At 46.8% G+C, this 25,739-nt stretch carries 25 protein-coding genes; 19 read left to right on the top strand and 6 right to left on the bottom strand.

The window, feature by feature from the left end:
- Positions 1-8 precede the first annotated feature (8 nt).
- Genes GQ359_RS06535 through GQ359_RS06495 form a run of 9 tightly spaced genes read left to right on the top strand, consistent with a single transcriptional unit; the run spans position 9 to position 9,026 of the window.
- Positions 9-1,142, top strand: coding sequence for an RIP metalloprotease (locus GQ359_RS06535; RefSeq protein ID WP_215386101.1), 1,134 nt, complete (start codon positions 9-11; stop codon positions 1,140-1,142).
- A 5-nt stretch (positions 1,143-1,147) separates the two neighbouring features.
- On the top strand, positions 1,148-3,487 hold the full coding sequence (bamA, locus tag GQ359_RS06530) for an outer membrane protein assembly factor BamA (RefSeq protein ID WP_371822414.1): 2,340 nt from the start codon (positions 1,148-1,150) through the stop codon (positions 3,485-3,487).
- 18 nt (positions 3,488-3,505) lie between these two features.
- Complete coding sequence (locus tag GQ359_RS06525; RefSeq protein WP_215386097.1) at positions 3,506-4,033, top strand: OmpH family outer membrane protein; 528 nt, start codon at positions 3,506-3,508, stop codon at positions 4,031-4,033.
- Between the two features lie 5 nt (positions 4,034-4,038).
- On the top strand, positions 4,039-5,094 hold the full coding sequence (lpxD, locus tag GQ359_RS06520; RefSeq protein WP_215386095.1) for a UDP-3-O-(3-hydroxymyristoyl)glucosamine N-acyltransferase: 1,056 nt from the start codon (positions 4,039-4,041) through the stop codon (positions 5,092-5,094).
- Positions 5,095-5,143: 49 nt separating this feature from the next.
- Entirely contained in the window at positions 5,144-5,593 is a 450-nt protein-coding gene (fabZ, locus tag GQ359_RS06515; protein ID WP_015421422.1) for a 3-hydroxyacyl-ACP dehydratase FabZ, read from the top strand.
- Positions 5,593-6,390, top strand: coding sequence for an acyl-ACP--UDP-N-acetylglucosamine O-acyltransferase (lpxA, locus tag GQ359_RS06510; RefSeq protein ID WP_215386093.1), 798 nt, complete (start codon positions 5,593-5,595; stop codon positions 6,388-6,390). The genes fabZ and lpxA overlap by 1 nt, the downstream gene beginning before the upstream one ends.
- Positions 6,350-7,603, top strand: coding sequence for a lipid-A-disaccharide synthase (gene lpxB / locus GQ359_RS06505; RefSeq protein WP_215386091.1), 1,254 nt, complete (start codon positions 6,350-6,352; stop codon positions 7,601-7,603). Before lpxA ends, lpxB begins: the two co-directional genes overlap by 41 nt.
- Complete coding sequence (gene rnhB / locus GQ359_RS06500; RefSeq protein ID WP_215386089.1) at positions 7,600-8,190, top strand: ribonuclease HII; 591 nt, start codon at positions 7,600-7,602, stop codon at positions 8,188-8,190. Before lpxB ends, rnhB begins: the two co-directional genes overlap by 4 nt.
- Before the next feature lie 11 nt (positions 8,191-8,201).
- On the top strand, positions 8,202-9,026 hold the full coding sequence (locus GQ359_RS06495) for an RNA methyltransferase (protein ID WP_215386087.1): 825 nt from the start codon (positions 8,202-8,204) through the stop codon (positions 9,024-9,026).
- 30 nt (positions 9,027-9,056) lie between these two features.
- On the opposite strand, the gene GQ359_RS06490 is transcribed toward GQ359_RS06495, so the two are convergent.
- On the bottom strand, positions 9,057-9,884 hold the full coding sequence (locus GQ359_RS06490) for a pyruvate, water dikinase regulatory protein (protein ID WP_215386085.1): 828 nt from the start codon (positions 9,882-9,884) through the stop codon (positions 9,057-9,059).
- Between the two features lie 106 nt (positions 9,885-9,990).
- Here GQ359_RS06490 and ppsA point away from each other — a divergent pair, with 106 nt between their 5' ends.
- A complete protein-coding gene (gene ppsA, locus GQ359_RS06485) occupies positions 9,991-12,393 on the top strand; it encodes a phosphoenolpyruvate synthase (protein WP_215386083.1) in 2,403 nt (800 codons plus the stop codon).
- A gap of 80 nt (positions 12,394-12,473) precedes the next feature.
- On the opposite strand, the gene GQ359_RS06480 is transcribed toward ppsA, so the two are convergent.
- The 5 genes from GQ359_RS06480 to smpB all read right to left on the bottom strand — a co-directional run bounded on the left by GQ359_RS06480 (position 12,474) and on the right by smpB (position 17,194).
- Positions 12,474-13,355, bottom strand: a complete 882-nt coding sequence (locus GQ359_RS06480) for a proteasome-type protease (protein ID WP_215386081.1) — start codon at positions 13,353-13,355, stop codon at positions 12,474-12,476.
- Positions 13,356-13,391: 36 nt separating this feature from the next.
- Positions 13,392-14,189, bottom strand: coding sequence for a transglutaminase family protein (locus GQ359_RS06475; protein WP_215386079.1), 798 nt, complete (start codon positions 14,187-14,189; stop codon positions 13,392-13,394).
- 8 nt (positions 14,190-14,197) lie between these two features.
- Positions 14,198-15,205, bottom strand: a complete 1,008-nt coding sequence (locus tag GQ359_RS06470; RefSeq protein WP_215386077.1) for an alpha-E domain-containing protein — start codon at positions 15,203-15,205, stop codon at positions 14,198-14,200.
- A 15-nt stretch (positions 15,206-15,220) separates the two neighbouring features.
- Complete coding sequence (locus GQ359_RS06465; protein WP_215301256.1) at positions 15,221-16,633, bottom strand: circularly permuted type 2 ATP-grasp protein; 1,413 nt, start codon at positions 16,631-16,633, stop codon at positions 15,221-15,223.
- A gap of 108 nt (positions 16,634-16,741) precedes the next feature.
- A complete protein-coding gene (gene smpB / locus GQ359_RS06460; RefSeq protein WP_215386075.1) occupies positions 16,742-17,194 on the bottom strand; it encodes an SsrA-binding protein SmpB in 453 nt (150 codons plus the stop codon).
- A 26-nt stretch (positions 17,195-17,220) separates the two neighbouring features.
- Here smpB and GQ359_RS06455 point away from each other — a divergent pair, with 26 nt between their 5' ends.
- Genes GQ359_RS06455 through GQ359_RS06415 form a run of 9 tightly spaced genes read left to right on the top strand, consistent with a single transcriptional unit; the run spans position 17,221 to position 25,712 of the window.
- On the top strand, positions 17,221-17,652 hold the full coding sequence (locus GQ359_RS06455; RefSeq protein WP_215301254.1) for a type II toxin-antitoxin system RatA family toxin: 432 nt from the start codon (positions 17,221-17,223) through the stop codon (positions 17,650-17,652).
- On the top strand, positions 17,645-17,995 hold the full coding sequence (locus GQ359_RS06450; RefSeq protein ID WP_215386073.1) for an RnfH family protein: 351 nt from the start codon (positions 17,645-17,647) through the stop codon (positions 17,993-17,995). The genes GQ359_RS06455 and GQ359_RS06450 overlap by 8 nt, the downstream gene beginning before the upstream one ends.
- A gap of 26 nt (positions 17,996-18,021) precedes the next feature.
- Positions 18,022-19,488, top strand: coding sequence for an IMP dehydrogenase (gene guaB, locus GQ359_RS06445; RefSeq protein WP_215386071.1), 1,467 nt, complete (start codon positions 18,022-18,024; stop codon positions 19,486-19,488).
- A 36-nt stretch (positions 19,489-19,524) separates the two neighbouring features.
- Positions 19,525-21,132, top strand: coding sequence for a glutamine-hydrolyzing GMP synthase (gene guaA, locus GQ359_RS06440; protein WP_215386070.1), 1,608 nt, complete (start codon positions 19,525-19,527; stop codon positions 21,130-21,132).
- On the top strand, positions 21,129-21,515 hold the full coding sequence (locus GQ359_RS06435) for a hypothetical protein (RefSeq protein ID WP_215386068.1): 387 nt from the start codon (positions 21,129-21,131) through the stop codon (positions 21,513-21,515). The genes guaA and GQ359_RS06435 overlap by 4 nt, the downstream gene beginning before the upstream one ends.
- A 21-nt stretch (positions 21,516-21,536) precedes the next feature.
- The gene (locus tag GQ359_RS06430) at positions 21,537-22,361 is read left to right on the top strand and encodes a ferritin-like domain-containing protein (RefSeq protein ID WP_215386066.1); all 825 of its coding nucleotides are present in this window, start codon (positions 21,537-21,539) and stop codon (positions 22,359-22,361) included.
- Entirely contained in the window at positions 22,358-24,253 is a 1,896-nt protein-coding gene (locus GQ359_RS06425) for a radical SAM protein (RefSeq protein WP_215386064.1), read from the top strand. The genes GQ359_RS06430 and GQ359_RS06425 overlap by 4 nt, the downstream gene beginning before the upstream one ends.
- Before the next feature lie 56 nt (positions 24,254-24,309).
- Positions 24,310-25,008: a hypothetical protein gene (locus GQ359_RS06420; RefSeq protein WP_215386062.1), complete on the top strand. Its 699-nt coding sequence runs from the start codon at positions 24,310-24,312 to the stop codon at positions 25,006-25,008.
- Positions 24,984-25,712: a hypothetical protein gene (locus GQ359_RS06415; RefSeq protein ID WP_215386061.1), complete on the top strand. Its 729-nt coding sequence runs from the start codon at positions 24,984-24,986 to the stop codon at positions 25,710-25,712. Before GQ359_RS06420 ends, GQ359_RS06415 begins: the two co-directional genes overlap by 25 nt.
- The last annotated feature ends 27 nt before the right edge of the window (positions 25,713-25,739 follow it).

The raw sequence follows: 25,739 nt of genomic DNA, 5'->3' as shown, positions 1-25,739 counted from the left end.
GGCGATTTGTGCAGGCCTTAATTACTCTTGCTTCATTCTTGGTCACTTTAGGTGTGCTGGTCAGCTTTCATGAATATGGTCATTTTTTAGCAGCCCGTTTATGTGGTGTCAAAGTACTTCGTTTTGCCTTAGGTTTTGGCAAGCCATTATTTACTTTTCGCGCCAGTAGCGGTACCGAGTGGGTTGTAGCTTCTATCCCCTTGGGCGGCTATGTCAAATTATTGGATGGCCGAGATGGTCAACAAAATATTTCAGCGCAGGATCGATCTCAGTCCTTTGATGTAAAGCCGCTCTGGCAACGATCTGTCATTGTGGCTGCTGGACCATTTGCCAATTTCCTCTTGGCAGTCATTTTATTTTCGATCATTTACGTCACAGGCGTGCCTCAGTTGCCAGCAAAACTGCAGGCTCCCCCTGAGCAATCGATTGCTGCCAAACTAGGGGTAGCAGCGGGTGATCAAGTGATTGGTTGGCAATCGCTGCCATCTGACTATAGTGGCGCCCCAATTCTTGAAGAGTTTGATCCCGTCCCAAGTTGGAATGCTCTGCGTTGGCAGCTATTGGATGCCGTAACTGGAGAGCAGGGCTTTGCCCTAGAAATGCGGGATGCCTCTGGTGGGCGCCATATTAAATCCTTTAGGCAGGGTGATTTACCCCCGGTAACACCAGAATCGGACCCACTAAAAGCATTAGGCTTATTTCCCCAGATCACCCCGCCTGCAGAGTGGAATCAGCTGAAATTGGGTCCGATTGATGCCCTGAGCTTTGCTAGTCAGCGGGTCTATTTGATCACCAAGGTCTCTATGAGGCTAATGCTTGGTTTATTGACCGGCAAAACGACCTTAAAGCAGCTGGGTGGACCCTTGAGTATTGCGGATATGGCTGGGAAGTCAGCCCAGGTGGGCTGGCAGCCATTTGTAGCCTTTTTGGCCCTCATGAGTATTAGCATTGGACTCTTGAATTTAGTGCCTTTACCAATGCTAGATGGGGGTCAGCTCCTGTATGATGCATGGGAGTTGGTTGCTGGTAAGCGAATTTCATTATCTCTGCAGGAAAAGCTCCAAAAAGTGGGTTTTTTGCTGCTGATAGCCCTTTCCTTGCTGGCCTTGTTTAACGATTTGCAACGCTACCTTTCACCTTGAATTTTTTGATACCTTCTTTTCGCTCCCTAACTCGATTTATTGCTCAAGTCGTTCTGATTGTTGCGGCAGGTTTTTGTATAAACGCACAAGCAGCCGATACCTTTGTCATTAAAGATATTCGAATCGAAGGCTTGCAGCGAGTGGAGCCAGGCACTGTATTTAGCTACCTTCCAGTTCAGGTAGGCGATACCTTTACCGAAGAGAAGAGTGCTGAGGCCATTAAGGCACTCTACAGCACTGGCTTTTTCCGAGATGTGCAAATTCAGGCTCAGGGTAATGTTTTGATTGTGATCGTTGAAGAGCGTCCTACTATTTCCCGGATTGAATTTACTGGCATGAAGGAGTTTGATGTAGAGGTAGTTCGGAAGTCACTCAAAGCCGTTGGGGTTGCTGAAGCTCGTTTCTATGACAAGGCTTTGATTGATAAAGCTGAACAAGAACTGAAGCGCCAGTATGTTGGTAAAGGTATGTATGCAGCTGAAGTAGTTGCAACCGTTACCCCAGTAGAGCGTAATCAAGTGGCGATTTATTTCAATATCGATGAAGGTCCTGTAGCTAAGATCCAAGAGATCAATTTTATTGGCAATAAGGTGTTCAGTGAGAGCACCCTTAAGAGCCAGATGCAGTTGAAAACTGGTGGCTGGCTTTCTTGGTATAGCAAAGACAATTTGTATTCCAAGCAAAAGCTCACGGCCGACTTGGAGAATATTCGCTCCTACTATCTCAATCGTGGTTACCTTGAGTTTGTTATTGAGTCCACCCAGGTTTCTATTACCCCTGATAAAAAAGGCATCTATCTGACAATTAGTATCCGTGAGGGTAATAAATTCACAGTAAAAGATGTGCGTTTAGCTGGTGACTTATTGGGCAAAGAGGCTGAGTTAATTCAGTTGGTAAGTCTTAAGCCTGGCGACACCTTCTCATCTGCTAAGTTGACTGAGAGTACTAAAGCGATTGCTGAAATTCTAGGTTCATATGGTTATGCGTTTGCAACCATCAATCCACAACCAGACATTCGTCGTGAACTAAGTGAAGTGGATTTGACTCTGGTGGTTGATCCAGGTCGTCGCGTCTATGTTCGTCAAGTCAATGTTACCGGTAATGCCAAGACTCGTGATCTAGTAATTCGTCGCGAGATGCGCCAGTTTGAAAGTGCCTGGTTCGACAGTGAAAAGATTGATTTATCGAAAAAACGTTTGGGCCGCTTGGGTTATTTCACGGAGACTGATGTATCTACGCAAGATGTTCCAGGATCTGCTGATCAGGTTGACGTGAACGTGAAGGTCACCGAGAAGCCAACTGGCGCAATTACTCTGGGTGCCGGTTTCTCATCCACTGAGAAGTTGATTCTTTCTGCTGGTATTAATCAAGAGAATGCCTTCGGTACTGGTACGGCAGTGGGCTTGAATTTCTCCCTCGGTAAGATTAATCAAAGTTTGGCTTTATCAAACTATGACCCTTACTTCACTGAGGATGGTATTAGCCGCTTCACCGATTTGTACTACCGCTCATCTAAGCCGCTGTACTACACCGGTGACCCTGATTACCAAATTAAATCTGTTGGTTCGAATATCAAGTTTGGCGTTCCCTACACCGAAGTAGATAGAGTCTTCTTCGGTACTGGATTTGAAGTATTCCAAATCCAATCCAGTATTAATACGCCAACACCATATTTGAATTACATGCAGGACTATGGCATTGCTGCCCCAGGCTATCCTGCAACACTCAATACTTACAACGTTCCAATCACAATTGGTTGGTCACGTGATGGTCGAGATAGCACGCTGATTCCATCAACAGGTTCCTTGCAGCAGCTGAATGCTGAATTAGGTACACCGGTTGGAAATATGATGTTCTATCGTTTGTTTGGTCAGTATCAAAAATATCACTCCTTCTCAAAGGGCAATATCCTGTCCTTTAATGGTGAAGTTGGTTATGGTGAGGCATACGGCAAGTACCCATTTCCGATTACCAAAAACTACTATGTGGGTGGAATTGGATCTGTTCGAGGCTATGCTCCAGGATCACTTGGACCTACCTACGTCAATACCTATACCGGCCTGAATCAACCTACCGGCGGTCAGTCCAAAATTGTCAGCAACGTTGAGTACACCGTCCCAGTTCCTGGGTCTGGCGTTGATAAAACCCTCCGCGTATTTGGTTTCGTAGACGGCGGTAACGTTTATAACGAAAACATCAATCTCGTCTTGCGATATTCTTATGGCTTAGGTTTATCATGGATATCACCACTGGGCCCGCTAAAATTCAGTTACGGTATTCCAATCAAGTCGTTACCAACGGATAATATTCAGCGTTTGCAGTTCCAAGTTGGTACAGCGTTTTAATTGTTTAAGGAAAGTTTTATGAAGCTTCGTCAATCTTCAAAATGGATTCAATACGGCTTAATTGCTGTTTCTTCACTAATCGCTTTGCCTCAGGCATTTGCGCAAGATGCCGGCACTCGTGTTGCAGCTGTGAACGTTGAAAAAGTATTCAACGAATCGGATATGGCTAAAGCAAGTCAGACTAAGTTGCAAAATGAGTTTATGAAGCGTCAGAATGAGATTCGTAGTAGCGCTGAAAGAATTAAAGCTGCAGCAGAAAAATTAGATCGCGACTCAGCAGTGATGTCTGAGGCGGATCGTGTTCGTCGTCAGCGCGAGCTGGCTGACCAAGATCGTGAACTGCAGCGCAAACAACGTGAGTACACGGAAGATCTGAATCAGCGTAATTTTGAAGAGCGCGCCAAGATTGCTGAAAAAGCAAATCAAGCCCTCAAGCAAATTGCTGACCAAAGAAAAATTGATGTCATTATTCAAGATCCAGCCTATGCCAATCCTAAGGTTGATGTAACTGATGATGTCATCAAGGCTTTGAATAGTCTCAAGTAAGTTTTATGCCCACCGCCATCGAGCTGGCCGAACAGTTTCAAGTAAGCTTGGTGGGGGATGGCTCCCTCGTGCTTCAGGGTCTCGCTCCTCTCGAGCGAGCCCAAGTCAGCCAGATTTCCTTTCTCTCAAATCCGCTATACCGTCAACAGGCTAGTGATAGTGCTGCTGGTGGATTGATTGTTAATCAAGCTGACGCAGACTTCCTTCAGGCAAATCCCGGAAGCAACTCAGTGGGGCGCGTGTATTTTGTTTCCAAAAATCCCTACGCTACTTTTGCCAGAATGGCGCAGCATTTTGCGAAAGCATCTGCGCCAATTTATGCTCCTGGTGTGCACTCAAGTGCCGCAGTAGACCCATCTGTAAATATCCCAGATTCATGTCATATCGGACCATTTGTACAAATTGGCCCTGGCGTGAAATTGGGTGAGCGTGTTAGCTTATTAGGCAATACTTCAGTTGCTAGAAATTCCGCCATTGCAAGCGACACTTTAATTTACCCCAATGTCTCGATTTATTCGGAGACTACTATTGGTGAGCGTTGCATTATTCACAGTGGTGCTGTGATTGGTGCAGACGGCTTTGGTTTTGCTCCTGATTTTTCTGCAACCGGCGCCGAGTGGGTCAAGATTCCTCAAACTGGTGCTGTAGTGATTGGTAATGATGTTGAGATTGGTGCGTCTACGACGATTGATCGTGGCGCCATGAGTGACACCATCATAGGTAGTGGAACTAAGATTGATAACCAAGTTCAGATCGCCCATAACGTGGTGGTGGGTAACTGTTGTGTGATCGCGGGTTGCGCAGCTATCTCAGGTAGCACCAAAATTGGTAACTTCTGCATTATTGGCGGTGCGGCTAATTTTGCAGGTCATCTCACTATTGCTGATAAAACTACGGTTTCTGGAAATACCTCGATTATTCGTTCTATTACCGAGCCAGGCCAGCATTACACAGGCGTTTATCCTTCAATGCTACATGGCGCCTGGGAGAAAAATGCTGCCATTTTGCGCGGCCTCGATAAAATACGTCAACGCTTACGATTATTAGATAAATCTAAATAAATTCGTCACCACATTCAAAAATTAGAAACTTTATCCAGTAGGTAAACACATGAGCAAACCCATCGCTATCGACATCAATCAAATTTTGAAGTTGTTGCCTCATCGCTATCCATTTTTATTGGTTGATCGCGTGTTAGAGATTGAGCCTCGTCAGAGTATTACTGCGCTTAAGAATGTCACCATGAACGAGCCATTCTTTCAGGGGCACTTTCCAGATTTTCCGGTAATGCCAGGCGTTCTAATTATTGAGGCGCTTGCTCAAACCGCTGCACTTCTGACCTTTTCAGAAGTACGCGAAGAAAATGCCATTTACTATTTTGCCGGTATTGATGGTGCCCGATTTAAGAAACCAGTATTGCCTGGTGACCAGCTGATCATGACAGCTAAGCTAGAGCGTGAACGAGCTGGTATATACAAGTTTCAAGTGCAAGCCACTGTTGACGGTGAACTTGCTGCTGAAGCAAATATTACTTGTGCTGTTCGTACGAAAGGCGCGTAATGACTCGGATTCATGCATCCGCTGTAGTTGATAGCAAGGCTGAGATCGCTAGTGATGTAGAGATTGGTCCATATTCTGTTATTGGACCAAATGTCAAAATTGGCGCTGGCAGTAAGATTGGTTCGCATACTGTGATCGAGGGTTACACCACGATCGGTAAAGAGAATAATTTTGCACACTTTGCGGCTATTGGTGGCGCCCCTCAGGATATGAAATACCGTGGCGAGCCAACACAACTCATTATTGGTGACCGCAATACGATTCGTGAGTTCACGACTATCCATACTGGTACATCTCAGGATGAAGGTATTACCCGCATTGGTGATGACAACTGGATCATGGCATATGTGCACATTGCGCATGACTGCCAAATCGGCAATCACACGATTTTCTCGAGCAACGCGCAAATTGCTGGTCATGTGAAGGTAAGTGACTGGGCAATCATGGGTGGCATGTCAGGCGTGCATCAGTTTGTCCGTATCGGCCAACACGCTATGTTGGGTGGTGCTTCTGCGTTAGTACAAGACATTCCACCATTTGTGATTGCTGCAGGTGATAAGGCTTCTCCACATGGCATTAATGTGGAAGGGCTGAAGCGCCGTGGTTTCTCCAGTGAAACGATTTCTGCGCTGCGTCAGGCGTATAAAGTTCTCTACAAGGATAGCCTAAGTTTCGAAGAGGCTAAGGTAGAGATTCAGAAGATGGCTCTGGCTAGCGTATCTGATGCCGCTACTGCAGAGAAGCTAACAGAATTCCATGACTTTATTGCCGCCTCTACACGCGGCATTATTCGATAGAGTCAATCGAGTGTCCAAACTTGCTTGTGTTGCCGGAGAGCCCTCGGGCGACTTGCTGGCAGCGCCAGTATTGAGTGCGCTAAAGCAGATCCCTGATACTTCTAATCTAGTGGTTTATGGCATTGGTGGCCCTCGTATGCAGGAGCAAGGTCTGCGCTCAGATTGGCCAATGGAGACACTCAGTGTTCGCGGTTACGTTGAGGCTATTAAGCAACTGCCCGCCATTCTAAAACTACGTAAGGAGCTCATCAGCAATCTCACTGGTGAAGGTCGCCCTGATGTGTATTTGGGTATTGATGCGCCGGATTTCAATTTGGGTGTCGAGTTAGCTTTGCGTAAAGCAGGCATTCCAACTTTGCACTTTGTTTCTCCTTCGATTTGGGCTTGGAGAGCAGGGCGTATTACGAAGATTAAGCAAGCAGTAGAGCGCATGCTCTGCATCTTTCCCTTTGAAACTGAGATTTATGAACGTGCTGGCATTAGCGCAACTTATGTTGGTCATCCTCTAGCAAGTGAGATTCCGCTAGAACCAAATCCAGTAATGGCTAAGCAAAGGATAGAAAAAATCCTAAGCCTGCCAGTCAATACATTAAATGGAATCGTGGTTTCTGTTCTACCGGGTAGTCGCGGTTCAGAAATTGAACTTATTGCACCCGTCTTTTTTGAGACGATGGCAGAGCTCACGAAGCTGATGCCGGGCCAGGCGATTCATTTTGTTATTCCGGTTGCTACACCGCGCTTACGAGAGCCGCTTGAGGCGCAATTAAAAAATACCCTAGATAAAAATCCTGACCTCAAAATTTATCTGATTGATGGTGAGGCTGATGCAGTACTTGAGGCTGCCGATGTCGTCCTCATTGCCAGTGGTACTGCAACATTGCAGGCTGCACTCTGGAAAAAGCCGATGGTGATCTCCTACAAGGTACCTTGGTTAACCGCACAGATTATGAAGCGACAGGGTTACTTGCCCTACGTGGGTTTACCGAATATTCTCTGTGGCGAGTTCGTTGTCCCCGAGCTTCTGCAAGATGATGCGACTCCAAACAAATTAGCTGATGCCTTAGTCGATTGGTTAAATAAGCCCAATAAAGTTGCCCAGCTAAAAACCCGTTTTGCAGAAATGCACGAGACCTTGCGTAGACCAACAGGTTTATTGGTTGCGCAGGCTGTGGCACAAACAATTACTGCTAGTAAAAATCGGACCACTGTGTGAGCATGATTTGGGTATGTGGTATTGACGAGGCTGGGCGTGGCCCATTAGCGGGGGCGGTTGTTGCCGGCGCTGTTGTTCTTGATCCCGAGAACCCTATTGCTGGATTAAAAGATTCTAAGAAGTTATCAGCCGCCAGACGCGAGTTTCTGTTTGAGCAAATTCAGCTCAAGGCAAAAGCCTGGGGTATCGGCGAAGCGAGTCCAGCTGAGATTGATGAGATTAATATTTTGCAAGCGACGATGCTCGCAATGCGCCGTGCAATTGAAGATCTCACCACACGTTTGGGTGGCTGGCCAGATAAAGCTCTAATCGATGGCAATCGCTGTCCTGAGCTTCCAATCTCAGCAGAAGCTATTGTGAAGGGTGATACCAAAGAGCCGGCGATTTCAGCAGCATCAATCTTGGCTAAAGTCACGCGTGATCGTCAAATGATGGCCTTACATGAGTTACATCCCCAGTATGGCTTTGCTCAACATATGGGATATCCAACAGAAGCGCACTTTGCTGCTCTTAAAGAGTTTGGCGCCTGCGATCAGCATCGTCGGAGCTTTTCCCCTGTTCGCAATGTCTTAGCTCTGCATAGCTGATAATCCCAACTATGAAAATGGAATTTATTAGCTCAAAAGACAATTCCCTGTTTAAGGAAATTCGTCAATTACAAGCTACTGGCCCCAAAGGTCAGAAGGCCAGATTTGCTTGCGGTCAGGCTTTGCTGGAAGGCATCCATTTAGTGCAAACCTGGGTGGGTAATCCAGGGCTCAAGACCTTAATTACCTCAGAGTTAGGTTTGCAAAACCCAGAAATTGCGCAAGCCGTTTATGACCATGTAGAAATTTGTCCTGATACTCGGGTTTATCAGCTGGATAAAGGCTTGTGGGACTTGCTCAGTGATTTGGTCAATGCTCCCCAGATTGCGGGCTTACTAGATCTCCCGGAGTCTGCATTAAATCCCCAAAAATCAGTTGCGACGATTTCTGGCGATGTGATTATTTTGGATCGTATTCAGGATGCGGGGAATGTGGGCTCGATCTTACGCACTGCTGCAGCGGCTGGCTTTACTCAAGTCATTGCATTAACGGGTTGTGCCCATCTTTGGTCAAGCAAAGTATTGCGTGCTGGGATGGGCGCACATCGTCTGCTAGATCTGTATGAGGGTTGGTCAACCCCGCAAGTGCTGAGCGCGGTAACAGCGCCTTTACTCGCTGCTACTGCCGATGGTGAGCTTGATCTCTTCAATATGCCTAAGGTATTGATTCATCCAGTTGCTTGGGTGATGGGAAGTGAAGGGCAGGGCGTTTCTGAAGACCTGATGGCTCAAGCCAAGGGCGTATCCATTCCGATTGATCCAAGAGTTGAATCCCTGAATGTTTCTACGGCAGCAGCGATCTGCTTATTTGAAACGGTTCGAGTGCGCCGTAGTTAAACAATGATGCTAAGTAAAGCCAATAAAAGACTAGCCTAGAATTGTTTTATCTGACTTAATGGATTGCAATACGGTGGTGGCAATCTCTTCAATCGATTTACTCGTTGTAGCCACCCAAGGAATAGATTCTTTTTTCATCATGGCGGTGGCTTCATTGATTTCATAGCGACAGTTTTCTAGCTTGGCATAGTTACTGCCTGGGCGTCGCTCATTACGAATCTCCGATAAACGTTCAGCATCAATCATTAAGCCAAAAATCTTATTGCGATAGGGGATTAAATCCTTTGGTAATTGCCCCCGTTCAAAATCTTCAGGAATGAGAGGGTAGTTCGCTGCTTTCATACCGTATTGCATTGCCAGGTAAAGACTGGTTGGCGTTTTGCCCACTCGGGAGATGCCCACTAAAATGACGTCAGCCTCAGCAAGGTTCTTGTTTGACTGACCATCATCATGGGCTAGGGAGTAGTTAATAGCCTCAATGCGGTTTTTGTAGGCTTCGGTATCGGCATTGTGGTGAAGGCGGTTCATGGCATGGGTCGATTTGACCCCTAGAGCTTGCTCCAAAGGTGCCACAAAAGTCTGGAACATATCCAGAATCAAGCCATTAGCCTTACCGACAATCTGATTAAGGTCTGGATTCACCAAAGTGGTGAAAACGATAGGCTGAACTCCGTATTTGACGGCAGCCTGATTGATGTTAGAAACCGCGTCATGCGCTTTTTCAGGGCTATCCACAAAAGGCACCCGAATGTGCTTAAAAGTGGCCTCAAATTGGGCCAAAATCGATTGGCTGAAGTTCTCGGCGGTAATGCCGGTACCGTCTGAAACAATAAAAACAATGCGGGTTTGGGTAGACATGAGATTGGCCTATCAGTCGTGGTCAGCACTACAATATGCAGTTAATGAAGTATGCCGTATTGTATTCGGCCGCTCGACCAGTTTCCTTATCTTTAGAGAGTATTTTATGTCCAACCAACAGCAACAAAGTAACGATGTAGCAAATGCCTATGTTTTGCCTTTTGAGCAACTCCGAATGACCGATGTTGAGTCAGTCGGCGGTAAAAATGCCTCACTCGGTGAGATGATTTCTCAGTTGTCCTCCACAGGAGTTCGTGTACCAACTGGATTTGCAACTACCTCATTAGCATTTCGTGATTTCTTAGAACACAACAATTTAACTGAGCGCATTCAGAAGCGTTTAGAGAATCTCAATATTGATGATGTGCGTGCTCTAGCTGAAGCTGGTAAAGAGATCCGCGGCTGGATTGAAACTGCCCCGTTTCAACCGCGTCTTGACGAGGAGATTCGTACAGCATTTAAGAAATTAGATGATTCTAGCAAAGGTTCTTTTGCAGTGCGCTCTTCTGCAACTGCAGAAGATTTGCCTGATGCTTCATTTGCTGGACAGCAAGAAACTTTCTTGAACGTTGAAGGTATTGACGATGTTCTGAAGAAGATTCGTGAAGTATTCGCATCCTTGTATAACGATCGTGCGATTTCTTATCGCGTTCATAAGGGCTTTGCTCACGCTGAAGTAGCCTTATCTGCTGGTATCCAGCGCATGGTTCGCTCTGACTTGGGTGCAGCTGGTGTGATGTTTACCCTAGATACTGAATCTGGTTTTGAAGATGTCGTATTCATCACTTCTAGTTACGGCTTGGGTGAGACGGTAGTGCAGGGCGCAGTGAACCCAGATGAGTTCTACGTATTCAAAACGACATTGGCACAAGACAAGAAGGCGATTATTCGTCGCTCTTTAGGCTCTAAGTTAATTCAGATGCAATTCGCCCCAGCAGGTTCTGCTGAGAAGGTAATGACTGTGGATGTCGCTCCAGAAAAACGTAATCGTTTTTCACTGGAAGATGCCGACATTACTGAACTAGCAAAATATGCCGTCATCATCGAGAAGCACTACGGTCGTCCAATGGACATCGAGTGGGGTAAAGATGGTCAAGATGGCCGTATCTATATCTTGCAAGCGCGTCCAGAGACAGTGAAGAGTCAGGCAGCTGGCCAGGTAGAAATGCGTTACAAACTCAAGGGCACTTCTAAGGTTCTAGCCAAAGGCCGTGCGATTGGTCAAAAGATTGGTGCGGGTCCAGTTCGCGTAATTCGTGATCCTAGCGAGATGGATCGTGTGCAGCCAGGCGACGTCTTGGTTGCTGATATGACCGACCCTAACTGGGAGCCAGTCATGAAGCGCGCTTCCGCGATTGTGACTAATCGTGGTGGCCGTACTTGTCACGCAGCGATTATTGCTCGTGAGTTAGGTGTTCCAGCGGTAGTAGGTTGCGGTGATGCAACTGAACATTTGCAAGACGGCATGATGGTGACGGTTTCTTGTGCTGAAGGCGACGAAGGTCATATTTATGATGGCTTGATTGAAACTGAAGTGACTGAAGTATCGCGTGGTGTATTACCAGAGATCCCAGTTAAGATCACCATGAATATTGGTAATCCTCAGTTAGCATTTGATTTCTGCCAAATTCCGAATGCCGGTGTTGGCTTGGCTCGTCTCGAGTTCATTATCAATAACTATATTGGTGTACATCCACGTGCTGTATTGGAGTACCCAAACATTGATCCTGATCTCAAGCGTGCCGTTGAGAGCGTTGCTCGTGGCTATGCAAGCCCACGTCAGTTCTACGAAGATAAATTGGTTGAGGGTGTAGCAACGATTGCTGCTGCTTTCTATCCAAAACCAGTAATCGTTCGCTTGTCCGACTTTAAGTCAAACGAATACAAAAAACTGATTGGCGGTTCACGCTATGAGCCGGATGAAGAGAATCCAATGCTGGGTTTCCGTGGCGCATCCCGTTACGTATCAGCAGATTTCGGCGAAGCTTTTGCCTTAGAGTGCGCTGCAATGAAGCGTGTTCGTGAAGACATGGGCTTGGATAACGTGGAGATCATGGTGCCGTTTGTTCGTACCATCAAGCAGGCTGAGCGCGTGATCGACATGATGGCGAAGTTTGGTCTCAAGCGCGGTGTCAACGGCTTGCGTCTGATCATGATGTGCGAGATTCCTTCTAACGCCATCTTGGCAGATCAATTCCTCGAGCATTTTGATGGATTCTCAATCGGTTCAAACGATATGACTCAGTTAACGCTGGGTCTAGATCGTGACTCCGGTATGGAATTGCTGGCAATTGACTTTGATGAGCGCGACCCAGCGGTGGAGTTCATGATTGCACGCTCCATTGAGGCTTGCCGTAAGCAAAACAAATATGTTGGTATTTGCGGTCAAGGTCCTTCAGACCACCCAGACTTTGCGCGTTGGTTGGTTGCCAAGGGCATTACTTCAATCTCCCTCAATCCTGATAGCGTAGTGGCTACTTGGGAAATGTTGGGTAAGAAAGAAGCCTAAGCCCTGAGTTGCTAATCGCTAGCAATATGCAAAAAGGCCTAGAGAAATCTAGGCCTTTTGTCTTTTGAGTCCTAACTCAATTAACGCTTAGTTTTTGCAGCCACTTTCTTCTTTGGGCTAGCTTTAGCCGTCGCCTTCACTGGTGCAGCCACCTTTTTTGCGACCTTGCTATTGCGATGAATGGGTACTGCACCCATCTTCTTGGCAGGGGATGCAATCGAGCGTGAAGGCGTTGCGCCTGACCAGCTAGGTTCCGCAATGGAATTAAATGCAGCGCGTAATTTCTCACCCCACAATTGATGAATCATTTGGAAGTAGGGGTTGGACTCATCCATGGTGACCAACTTACTAGCCTGTAATGAGTTCTTTTCGTAAACCATGAGGTCTAGCGGCAGGCCAACAGAAATATTGCTGTTGAGTGTTGAATCCATCGAGATGAGGGCGCACTTGGTGGCTAGATTGAGTGGAGTATCAAAGCTAATGACCCTGTCTAAGATTGGCTTGCCATATTTAGACTCACCAATCTGGAAGTAACAAGTCTCAGGCGTAGCTTCAATAAAGTTGCTAGCTGAATAGATATTAAAGAGTCGAGGGCGCTCGCCCTTAATCTGTCCACCAAAGATCAAATTGCAGTTGAAATCAATGCCGGCCTTTTCCAGCGCCTTGTGATCCCGGTCATAAACCTGCTTAATGGCATCACCAATCACGACAGCTGCATCATGGGTGCTTTCGACATTCCAAAGATTCTTTCCATTGAGGAGTTGCCCTTGTAATAGGATCTCTTTAACGGCTTGAGTAATGGCAAGATTGCCAGCGCTCATCAGGGTAAAAAATCGATCCTTATCCTTCTGGAATAGAGACATCTTTCTAAATGTGCCGATCTGATCAACACCCGCATTAGTGCGAGTATCCGATAAAAATACCAAGCCATCCTTTAGGCAAAGCCCAACGCAATACGTCATCCTGCAACCCCTTTATTTATTTCCCTGGATTATCTCTTACTTGGCTTGGGTAATTGAGATGCTGGCGCTTAACTCTTCGCCGCCTCCGCCAGAGCGAACCCCTTTGACGGGTGCTGCGGAGTAGTAGTCTCGGCCAATCGCTAAGCGAACATGACGTGCATCAGTAAAGCAGGCATTGGTGATATCAATACTGGTCCATAGACCTTTATCAATATCAGTACAGAAATCAATCCAGGCATGACTCGCGAGGTTAGGCGCATCTTCAGCAAAGAAATAGCCGCTAACATAGCGTGCCGGAATGCCTGAGGCACGACACAGGCCTAACATGATGTGCGCATGATCTTGGCAAACACCGGATTTCATGGCGAAAGATTGGGCGGCAGTGGTTGCAAAATTAGTTTGCCCTGGTGAGTACAGAATTGCCTCTTGTACTGAGGCGGCTAAGGCTAAAACCTGATCAATTGAGTTTTTCTTGGGAAGAGAGGCTGCAAAATACTCCAGCATCTCTGCAGTTGGCTCAGTCAGGTTGGTTTGTTGAAGTAGGTGGTAAGGGGAGACTGCCTTGGGCTCATCAATAAACTCAAAAGCATCTTGCGTATGAACCTCACCTTCAGCCTCAATCATCATGGAGGTGTATGCGTTCTCTTGCACAAAAACACTGTACAAGTTTCCAAAAGCATCCAGCGAAGTGCTTGCCTTAATGGGGGCGCTAACTTTCCACTTATAAATTGTTTGACCGGCCACATCAGGTGGTGTGAGGCGCAACTCTTGAATAGAGTAGCGTACCGGTGTTTCATAGCGGTATTCTGTGCGGTGACGAATCTTCAGGTGCATGGCGATCTTTAAGCTACAGCTAATGGTATGAGGTAGGCATTACTGAATTCATCAGCAATATGATTGATGCGCTCTAAGAACTCTTCAATGAACTCTTCTAAGCCCTGCGAGAAGACCTCATCAATATCGGAATAATCTAAGCTTGCTTTGAGCTTACCAAGCAGGCGTTCAATTTCCTTGGATTGCTGGTTCTTCATCTCTGCAATCAGAGGAATAAGCTCATTGACACAGCACACCAATGAGCGTGGCATCTGCTTATTAAAAATCAATAGTTGAGCTACCTGCTTTGGAGTTACTTGATCAGAGTAGATTTGACGATAGATCTCAAAAGCAGAGACAGAGCGAAGCAGGGCAGCCCAGTGATAAAAATCAAAGAAGTTGCCATCAGCCCCATCAATCACTTCAGAGACATCGCCGTCAACTAACTTATCTTTTTTATTGGAACGCAATCCCTTTAGCGCTGCTTGACCTTCATATTTAGTTTCTAAAATACGAGCAGTGTTATCAGCCCTTTCTAGTAGGGTGCCAACATTCATAAAGTAGAAGGCTTCATTCTTCAGCATGGTGCCATGCATAACGCCCCTAAAGAGGTGGCAGCGATGCTTCACCCATTCCAGTAATCTGCTGGGGTCAGCTTGAGTACGCGCTTCCAGAATACGTTGCAACTCTAACCAAGTCGTGTTTTGGGTTTCCCATGCTTCAGAGGTAATCTTGCCCCGAATAACGCGAGCATTCTCACGAGCGGCAAATAAGCAGGACACGATGCTAGAGGGATTGCTGGTTTCATAAATCATGAAATCCAAGACATTCTCACGAGTGACTACATCGTATTTCATCAAGAAGGATTCTTCTAGCTTCGAGATGGTGAGTAACTTCTTCCAGCTCTGCTCTAAAAACTCTGCAGGCTGCGGGAGTAGGGAGGTTTGGTGATTGACGTCCAACATACGGGCAGTGTTTTCTGCTCGCTCTGTGTAGCGGGCCATCCAGTAAAGGCAATCAGCGGTACGACTCAACATATTGATTTATCCCTTTTATTCTTCTAGAACCCAGGTGTCTTTAGTGCCGCCACCCTGTGAGGAGTTCACGACTAAAGAACCTTCTTTGAGGGCAACGCGAGTAAGGCCGCCTGGAACCATCTTGATTGTTTTTCCGGATAAAACAAATGGCCGTAAATCAATATGGCGGGGTGCAACGCCAGATTCAACAAAAGTTGGGCAAGTAGAGAGTGCGAGTGTTGGTTGGGCAATATATTTATCTGGATTGGCAATCAGATGACCACGGAATTCTTCTATCTCTGCCTTGGTAGATGCTGGTCCAACCAACATGCCATAGCCACCAGCACCATGGGTTAGCTTCACCACCAACTTGTCTAAATTAGCCAAGGTATATGCGAGATCATCTGGTTTACGGCATTGGAAAGTCGGCACATTATTGAGGATTGGTTTCTCGCCCAAGTAGAACTCAATCATGTCCGGTACGTAAGGGTAGATTGACTTGTCATCAGCGATGCCGGTGCCAATTGCATTGGCTAAAGTCACATTGCCTGCGCGATGTGCAGAGAGTAATCCAGCAACTCCCAATGTGGAGTCAGAGCGGAATGCGAGCGGATCCAAGAAATCATCATCAACGCGGCGGTAAATGACATCTACACGCTCAGGTCCCTGAGTGGTGCGCATAAAGACTTGCTCGTTCTTCACAAACAAATCTTTGCCTTCAACTAATTCAACGCCCATTTGCTGGGCAAGGTAGCTATGCTCAAAATAGGCGGAGTTATACATGCCTGGTGTGAGTACTACGACATTGGGTTTTTTGACATCATCCGGTTTAACGGACTTGAGACACTCCAATAAAAAATCTGGATAGTGCTCTACCGGCGCAACTCGATATTTCTGAAACAGATCAGGGAAGAGTCGCATCATCATCTTGCGGTCTTCAACCATATAAGAGACGCCGGATGGAACGCGTAAGTTATCTTCTAGAACGTAGAACTCACCTTCGCCAGCGCGCACGATATCAATTCCAGCGATTTGGGCGTAGATATCTCGTGGCACGTTAACGTTACGCATCTCTGGACGATATTGCGCGTTGTTATAAATTTGCTCAGCTGGAATGATTCCAGCTTTAATGATTTCTTCTTCGTGATACACGTCATAGATAAAGCGATTGAGGGCTTTAACCCGTTGACGAAGACCAGCTTCGAGCTGCTCCCATTCTTTGGCAGTAAAGATGCGGGGCACTTGATCAAAGGGAATAGTTCTCTCAGATCCCAGATCGTCTCCGTAGACAGCAAAGGTAATGCCAACTCGTCGGAAGATGAGATCCGCTTCAGCGCGCTTGAGGCCCATAAGGGTGTCGCTTTGCTGCTTCAGCCAGTTATGGAAAACTTGGTAATGGGGACGCGCTTTTCCGCTGGCGTCGAGCATTTCATCAAAAGGCAATTTCATAGTTACAAACTAATGCCTTCGAGGTTAACTGCTATGGTGGGAATGTGGCAGCTTGGTGCCCTATGCACTTTATTGGTGCATTAATGACTAAGAAACCCACTCCGGGACTTATGCGTTAAGGTCGCCTCGAGCAATACGACCTTTTTGGACTTCCCATTCACGATCTTTAGTTGCTGCGCGTTTGTCGTGTTGTTTCTTGCCTCGAGCCAGCCCAATTTCACATTTCACATTTCCTTTGGAGAAATGCAGATTTAGTGGGACGAGGGTGTAGCCCTTTTGCTCCACTTTACCGATAAGCTTTTTAATCTCGATGGCATTTAGCAAGAGTTTGCGGGTTCGGGTACTGTCGGGAACAATATGAGTGGAGGCTGATAGCAGGGGGGTGATATGGCAGCCGATCAGGAATAGCTCCGCCCGACGGATGACAACATACGCTTCTTTAATGTGGACTCGACCGGCGCGGATGGCTTTTACTTCCCAGCCTTCTAGAACCAGTCCTGCCTCGAACCGTTCCTCGATAAAATAATCGAAGAAGGCTTTTTTGTTATCGACGATACTCATATTTATTTAGCTTCTCAAGATCGATTATGGCAGACGTCTACAAGACCGTTTTAATTGGCCAATCAGCCGACCGCATGTATGGCTTAGTCACTGACGTTGCACGTTACCCAGAGTTCTTGCCCTGGTGCGGCGGCGTGGAAATTTTTGAGCAAACCGAGACTGTTTTGGATGCCAAAATCAATATCCACTTTAAGGGTATTGACCAGTACTTTCATACTCGAAACATCAATCACCGCCCTGAAACCATCGATATGGTCTTTGTAGATGGGCCATTCAAGCATTTTTCTGGGCAATGGAACTTTATTCCCCTTAAGGAGGATGCCTGTAAGGTGGAATTTAAGCTCCATTGGGAGTTTAAGAGCGTCATCCTCGACAAGATCATTGGCCCAGTATTTGGTCATATAGCCGGCACCTTTGTGGATTGCTTCGTCAAGCGAGCCGAAGATCTCTATGGCTAATCAGTCCATGGAAATTTGGATTTGCGATGCCCGCTTGGGTGAGCCTAAACTGAGCCCCTTCACACTCCATTTTTTGCCATCCGAGGCTCCCACAGTGGGCCTAGCTCTCATTAAGGCTGGAATCGCCCAAAGTCCTGAGGATCCTGTCTTGGCTAGAAAAGGCTGTTTTGGCGTCTTTGGAAAGCGCAAGGACTGGGATAGCCCAATTTATGAGGGTGATCGCCTGGAGTTGTATTCACCTCTTCTAGTCGACCCTAAGGCTGTCCGCCGAAAGAAGGCTAACCAGAACCAGGATGCCAAATTCCAGGCTGCCGCAGCTAAAAGAAAGGCTAGGAGGCTATAATCTGTTTTTGCGACTAGGGGTTTTGCATGCGACTCATTCAAAAAGCACTCACTTTTGACGATGTGCTCCTCGTACCGGCTTATTCTTCGGTACTCCCTCGAGATGCCAGCTTGGCAAGTAAGTTAACTCGAGATATTTCACTCAATACACCGTTGGTGTCCGCAGCGATGGATACCGTCACTGAAGGCCGTTTGGCAATTGCCATGGCTAGTGAGGGTGGTATTGGTATTGTTCACAAAAATCTCAAGCCTGCTGAACAGGCTAGGGAAGTGGCCAAGGTCAAACGTTACGAATCTGGCATTTTGCGTGACCCGATTACAGTCAGCCCCGATGTCACGCTTCGTCAAGTCATTCAGCTTTCTCGTGAACATGGCTTTTCAGGTTTCCCAGTGCTAACTGGCAAAGAAGTCGTGGGCATTATTACTAACCGCGATTTGCGCTTTGAAGAAGACTTAGATGCGCCAGTGAAAACCAAAATGACTCCACGCGAGCGTTTGATCACGGTCAAAGAAGGTTGCTCGCTAGAAGAAGCAAAGCGCTTGATGAGTCAGCATCGCTTAGAGCGTGTGTTGGTAGTCAACGACAAGTTTGAATTGCGCGGCCTCATCACTGTTAAAGATATTTTGAAAGCTACTGAGCATCCAAATGCTTGTAAAGATAGCGAAGGTAAATTGCGCGTTGGTGCAGCTGTTGGCGTAGGTCCTGACAACGATGAGCGTATTGAACTTTTAGTTCGCGCGGGTGTTGATGTGATTGTGGTTGATACCGCTCACGGACATAGCCAAGGTGTTTTAGATCGCGTCAAATGGGTTAAGAAAAATTACCCTCACGTGCAAGTGATTGGCGGAAACATTGCTACTGGCGATGCCGCTAGAGCATTGGCTGATCATGGTGCTGATGGCGTTAAGGTAGGTATTGGCCCGGGCTCCATTTGCACAACCCGAATTGTTGCGGGCGTTGGTGTTCCTCAAATTAGTGCGATTGTGAATGTGGCTGCTGCACTCAAGGGCACAGGCATTCCATTAATTGCAGACGGTGGTGTTCGTTACTCTGGAGACGTTGCGAAAGCCTTAGCTGCTGGCGCAAGCTCTGTAATGATGGGCGGTATGTTTGCTGGAACTGAAGAGGCTCCTGGTGAAGTGTTCTTGTATCAGGGTCGTTCATACAAGAGTTATCGTGGCATGGGCTCTTTAGGTGCAATGGCCGATGGTTCTGCAGATCGTTACTTCCAAAGTGACATCAGCGCAGCCAATGCTGAGAAACTGGTTCCAGAAGGTATTGAGGGTCAAGTGCCTTACAAGGGCAGTGTTCTCGCCATCTTGCATCAACTGACTGGTGGCATCCGTTCTTCAATGGGCTACTTGGGTTGCAAGACGATTGATGAGCTTCATGAAAAAGCGAATTTTGTGGAAATCACTTCAGCGGGTGTGCGCGAGTCACACGTTCATGATGTGAAGATCACGAAGGAAGCCCCGAATTACCACATTGACTAAGAAGTAAAAGCAGGCTGAATTTAAGGTAATCCTTTCGTGCACGACAAAATACTGATTCTCGACTTTGGTTCACAAGTCACCCAATTAATTGCCAGACGAGTACGTGATGCGCGCGTCTATTCTGAGATCCATCCCTACGATTGCGATCCAGAATTTATTCGTAAGTTCATTCAAGAGCAGGGTGGCAAGGGAATTATTCTTTCTGGTGGACCAAGCTCGGTTACTGAAGAGGGAAGTCCTCGCGCACCACAAATCGTTTTTGAATTAGGCGTTCCCGTTTTAGGTATTTGCTATGGCATGCAAACCATGGCAACCCAATTGGGTGGTGCGGTTGCTTCTGCTGAATCCTTGGGTAAAGCACGCGAGTTTGGTTACTCTGAAGTGCGTGCACATGGTCATACCAATTTGCTTAAAGGTATACAAGACTTTTCTACCAGCGAAGGCCACGGCATTCTCAAAGTGTGGATGAGTCATGGCGATTCAGTAACGACAATGCCACCTGCATTTAAGTTAATGGCTTCAACAGAGTCTTGCCCGATTGCAGGTATGGCTGATGAAGAGCGTCGTTTCTATGCATTTCAGTTCCATCCAGAAGTAACTCACACCTTACAAGGCGAGGCCATTTTGAGTCGTTTTGTACATGAGATCTGTCTGTGCAAGCCGGACTGGGTGATGGGTGACTACATTAGCGAAGCAGTTGACCACATTCGCAAGCAAGTTGGCAATGAAGAGGTCATTCTTGGTTTATCCGGCGGCGTTGACTCTAGCGTAGCAGCGGCATTAATCCATCGCGCGATTGGTGAGCAACTCACCTGCGTATTTGTTGATCATGGTTTGCTTCGTTTGAACGAAGGCGACATGGTGATGGAAATGTTTGCTCGTAATCTCGGTGTCAAAGTAATTCGAGTTGATGCTAAAGACAAATTTATGTCTGAGCTTGCTGGTGTTGCTGACCCAGAAGCTAAGCGCAAAATTATTGGTAAAGAATTCGTTGAGATCTTTCAAACTGAGTCTGGCAAGATTCAAAATGCCAAGTGGCTTGCTCAGGGCACTATTTACCCAGACGTGATTGAGTCTGCTGGTAAAGGCAAGAAGGGCGCGCATACGATTAAGAGTCATCACAATGTGGGTGGTCTGCCTGAAGATATGCACCTCAAGCTGCTTGAGCCATTGCGTGAGTTATTTAAAGATGAAGTGCGTGAACTCGGCGTTGCTTTAGGTCTGCCGCGTGAGATGGTCTATCGCCATCCATTCCCGGGGCCTGGTCTTGGCGTGCGCATCTTAGGTGAAGTTAAAGCAGAGTTCGCTAGCCTCCTGCAGCGTGCCGATGCGATCTTTATTGAAGAGCTGCGTAATACGATTGATGAAGCAAGCCAAAAATCTTGGTATGACCTTACCAGTCAAGCCTTCGCAGTGTTCTTGCCAGTGAAATCTGTTGGCGTTATGGGTGATGGAAGAACCTATGAGTATGTTGTTGCGCTCAGAGCCGTTCAAACCCAAGACTTTATGACTGCGCACTGGGCTCACTTGCCACATGATTTGCTGGGCAAGGTATCTAATCGCATCATTAACGAAGTGCGCGGCATTAATCGCGTGGTCTACGACATCAGCGGAAAACCTCCAGCAACTATCGAGTGGGAATGACGCCAATGAAGAGGATGATTTATATCTCCCTCATCATTAATGTGGTGGTCTTGATTCCTGTTTGCATTGGTCTTATTTCGGATGCATCTTGGGTTGAATATGGCTATGGTCCAGCCAGCCCTGCAAGAGGCATTCTTTTATCTATCTACGGTTCTATATTGCTGGTTTCGCTGGGCCTACTAATTAATCCCTTGCCAATGCTGGTTGCGCCTTTGCTTCTGGTTCAGATTCTTTATAAGCTCACAACCCCATTCACTGTAGGAAACTTCACAAACCCGGTAGTCATTAGTAATATCCTGGTTGCGCTGGTGCATCTAGTAACCTTGCTGCTAATCCTAAGATCAATTCGAGATAAAGCTTCTTCTCAAGCTTTGTTGGATTGAGAGGATTCTCTAAAGTCACCTATGTCTGAGCTTCGAGAAACCTCCCTCGCAATACTGGCAAATACTGATGTGCAGTCCAAGGTTAGCCAGCTGGCTAACTTGTTTGCTGAGCATCAAGCTGGACGCATTGCTATAAACCCTTCTAGCAACCTTACTAGTCAAAATCATTGCCTCCCTGGGCGACCAGCTAAACCAGATTTAGTTGCGCCAAAGTTTGTTCCTAAAAGAAAAATGGATACGGTTGAGGGCAGAGCTATTCTTTGGCACTCCTTGGCGCATATTGAATTTAATGCCATGAATTTAGCCTTAGATGCTATTTGGAGATTTCCAAATATGCCTAAGGCCTATTACGAAGATTGGCTTAGGGTCGCAAAAGAAGAGTCATACCATTTCAGCTTAATCAATACCCATTTACAGTCCTTTGGATTTAGTTATGGGGATTTCCCAGCTCACAATAGTTTGTGGGAGATGGTGGAGAGAACAACAGATTCAGTGATTGCGCGGATGGCCTTGGTTCCTCGAACAATGGAGGCAAGAGGTCTTGATGCGGTTCCAGAGATTCGGGATCGGTTTAAACAAATCAAAGATGAGCGAGCAGTAGAAATTCTGGAGATCATTCTCCATGATGAGATTGGGCATGTGCTTGTTGGTAATCGCTGGTTTAACTTCTTGTGTGCCAATGACAACCTATCCCCAATTGCGACTTATCGAGAGTTGGCCGAAAAATACCGTGCGCCAACTTTGCGGGGGCCATTTAATCTTGATGCGCGTGAGCAGGCTGGCTTTACTTCTGAGGAATTAGAGATATTGGAATCTCTGAGTGAGAAGCGGACCCAAGCGGCATGAAGATTCTTAGCCTCATTCCGCCGATGACGCAGCTTAATACGCCGTATCCATCAACCGCCTATCTCACTGGCTTTCTACGATCAAGAGGTTTTGATGCAGTTCAAGAGGATTTAGCATTAGCCTTGGTCCTAGGTTTTTTCACTCCATCTGGTTTGCAAGAAATTAAAGAGCAGGCATTACAGCTTCCTGAAGAAAATCGCAGTGCGAGCGTCAACTTTTTTCTCGATTACTTTTCGGATTACCAAAGCACTATCACTCTAGCAATTGCATTTTTGCAAGGGCGCGATAGTACTCTTGCCCATCGCATCAACAGTCGTGCTTTATTACCTGAAGGTCCGCGATTTGCATCTCTTGATGCCTATGATGAAGAAGAGGGCGGGGATTCTTTGGCATGGGCATTTGGTGCACTGGGTTCTCAAGATCGGGCGCGTCATTTAGCAACTCTCTATCTCAATGATCTATCCGATGTCCTGCGTGATGCAGTAGATGAGCGGTTTGAGTTTGTTCGCTATGCGGAATCTCTGGCGGGTAGTCAGCCTACCTTTACACCTTTAGCGGACGCTCTGGCTGCAAGTCCCACATTAATGGATTTGCATTTACAGGAACTGACAAGATCTTCTATTGAAAAGCATCAGCCTAGTTTGGTATTGCTCTCGGTACCATTCCCTGGGGCAATGTACGCCGCATTAAGAATCGCCCAAACCATCAAACAGCATTACCCTGACATTCATATTGGCCTTGGTGGCGGCTACGTCAATACGGAGTTACGTGAGCTGACCGATCCGCGCATATTTGGTTTTGTGGACTTCATCACCCTAGATTCTGGTGAGCGACCATTACTTGCCCTGATTGAGCATTTGAATGGCAAACGCTCTGTGGAAAGACTCGTTCGTACATTTATCCGAACCGCTAGTAATGAAGTTCGTTATATCAATTGGCAAGAGCCGGACATTCCTTTTGAGGAAGTTGGTACTGCCACCTGGGATGGTCTACCACTGAATTCTTATTTATCGCTGCTGGATATGCTTAACCCCATGCATCGCTTGTGGAGTGATGGTCGCTGGAATAAGCTCACTGTTGCTCATGGCTGCTATTGGAAAAAATGCAGCTTCTGTGATGTCAGCCTAGATTACATCTCTCGTTATGAAACTGCTTCTGCAAGTCTTTTGGTTGATCGTATTGAAGCTATCGTTGCAGAGACTGGGCAGAGTGGATTTCACTTTGTAGATGAGGCAGCGCCCCCCAAAATTCTAAAAGCCCTTGCCGAGGAATTAATACGTCGCAAGGTAGTGATCTCCTGGTGGGGCAATATCCGCTTTGAAAAGACCTTCACGCCTGAACTATGTGAGTTGTTAGCGCAAAGTGGATGCATTGCCATGTCCGGCGGTCTAGAGGTTGCCTCCGACAGACTTCTCGATCTGATGAAAAAAGGGGTATCAGTCGAGCAAGTAGCTCAAGTCACCAAAGGATTCTCAGATGCTGGAATCCTCGTGCATGCTTATCTCATGTATGGTTTCCCAACACAAACTGTCCAAGAGACAGTTGACTCACTGGAATACGTTCGTCAGCTTTTTGAGAATGGCTGCATTCAGAGTGGCTTCTTCCATCGCTTTACTTGTACGGTGCACTCACCTGTTGGGCTTGATCCAGCAGCCTATGGCATTGAGCTTGTGCCATTACCCCCGATTAGCTTTGCCAAGAATGATATTGCCTTTATTGACCCTACTGGAGTCGATCACGATCTTCTCGGAGTGGGTCTTAAAAAGGCGATTTATAACTTTATGCATGGCGTGGGCTTTGAAGAAGATGCCCATCAGTGGTTTGATATGTCCGGCATTCCAAAAGCCTCAGTGGGGCGCAATAAAATAGCAAAAGCACTCAAGCATAATTAAATACCCGTAAACTTTATTCATCCAACTCATTTATTTAAATTACCGTGGGTAGCAATATGAACTTATCTCGTCGCACTTTTATCGTTTCTGCCGCTTTAGCTCCAGTTGCTTGTGGAGGCCTTTCATATGAGCATGGCATTCCGGTTGCTCAACCAAAACCAATACCGGTGGTTCGTCCTCCACAAATTGGACAGGAGTGGACCTATATCAAGAAGAATGTTTTTGATGGCAAAACTTTAGATGTGATTACTGAGCGCGTTTCTAATATTGGCTCCACGATTGTGATTGATCGTATGACTGCGGATGGTGCACGCTTGCCCAGTGAAATTCAGACTTCATGGGGAATGGTTTCTACAGACACACAGTGGTCACGCTTGCTCAACTTCAGTCCATCTTTGCCGCTTTGGCCTGAGCAGCTATCTACGACTTGGGCAAAACAGTTCAACACCAAGTACAGCATTGCTGGCTACTCAGGCTCGCAAATGAACTGGCAAGAATATATGAGCGTGCAGGGTTGGGAAAAAATTACTGTTCCTGCTGGAGAGTTTGTAGCACTACGTTTTCAGACTCTGATTAATTATGAGAGTGACGATCCCAACAAGGTGGATTGCATTCGTAAAGAAACAGTTTGGTTTGCTCCGCAGATCGGTCGCTGGGTTGCGCGTGAGGCATCTGGCTCTTATCAAATACAGGGACAAATTGGTGCAGTGATTCTAGAAGGTAGCTATCAATGGCAATTGAGCTCCTACAAATAAACACTGTACGTAGGCTTCTCGTATTGTTGTCACCAGCATTGCTGGTGGCCTGTATTGCTGGTCAGCCGTATCCAGCGTCAACACCTTTACCTCAACCCACAAATCCTCCTAAGGTGAGGGCGCCGCAAGTAGGGCAGCAGTGGGTCTACAACGTGCGCAATGTATTCAACCAAGAGTTGGTAGATATTGTTACCGAGAGAGTGGCTTCTATTGGGCCCCAGATTCGAATTGAGCGTAGTGGACTAAAAGCAGGGCGACTCCCCGATGAAATTCAACAACCTTGGGGCTACGTCTTGCAAGATCCCCATTGGAATCCTCCACAAAAGTTTTTGAAGCCGATTCCCTTGTGGCCTGAGCAACTCGTTCCAGGTTGGTCTGGGTTCTATCGTGACCGCTATCAAGTAGTCGGCTATCCCGATAATGACTATTACTGGGGATTGAATATAACGGCACTTCAGTGGGAGGGTGTCAGCGTGCCTGCTGGCCAATTCCCCGTCTTGAAATATCAGAATGAGGCGCCTTTCTTCACCAGTAACGACTTCTCTCGAGTAGCCAACTATCGTCAGGAAGATGTTTGGTTTGCCCCGGAAGTCGGCCGTTGGGTTATCCGGCGTGGCTATGGACGCTATTTATGGGCAGGTATGTTTTGGAGCAATGCCCTCTGGGAAGACTACTTAGAGTGGGAGCTTGTGTCCTGGAAGTAAGCAAAGCGCTTAAAATCAGCACATAGC

Source organism: Polynucleobacter sp. AM-7D1 (assembly GCF_018688455.1).
Lineage (GTDB): Bacteria > Pseudomonadota > Gammaproteobacteria > Burkholderiales > Burkholderiaceae > Polynucleobacter.
Note: the sequence above shows the minus strand (reverse complement) of the source record. Positions and strands in the feature narration are given on the sequence as shown.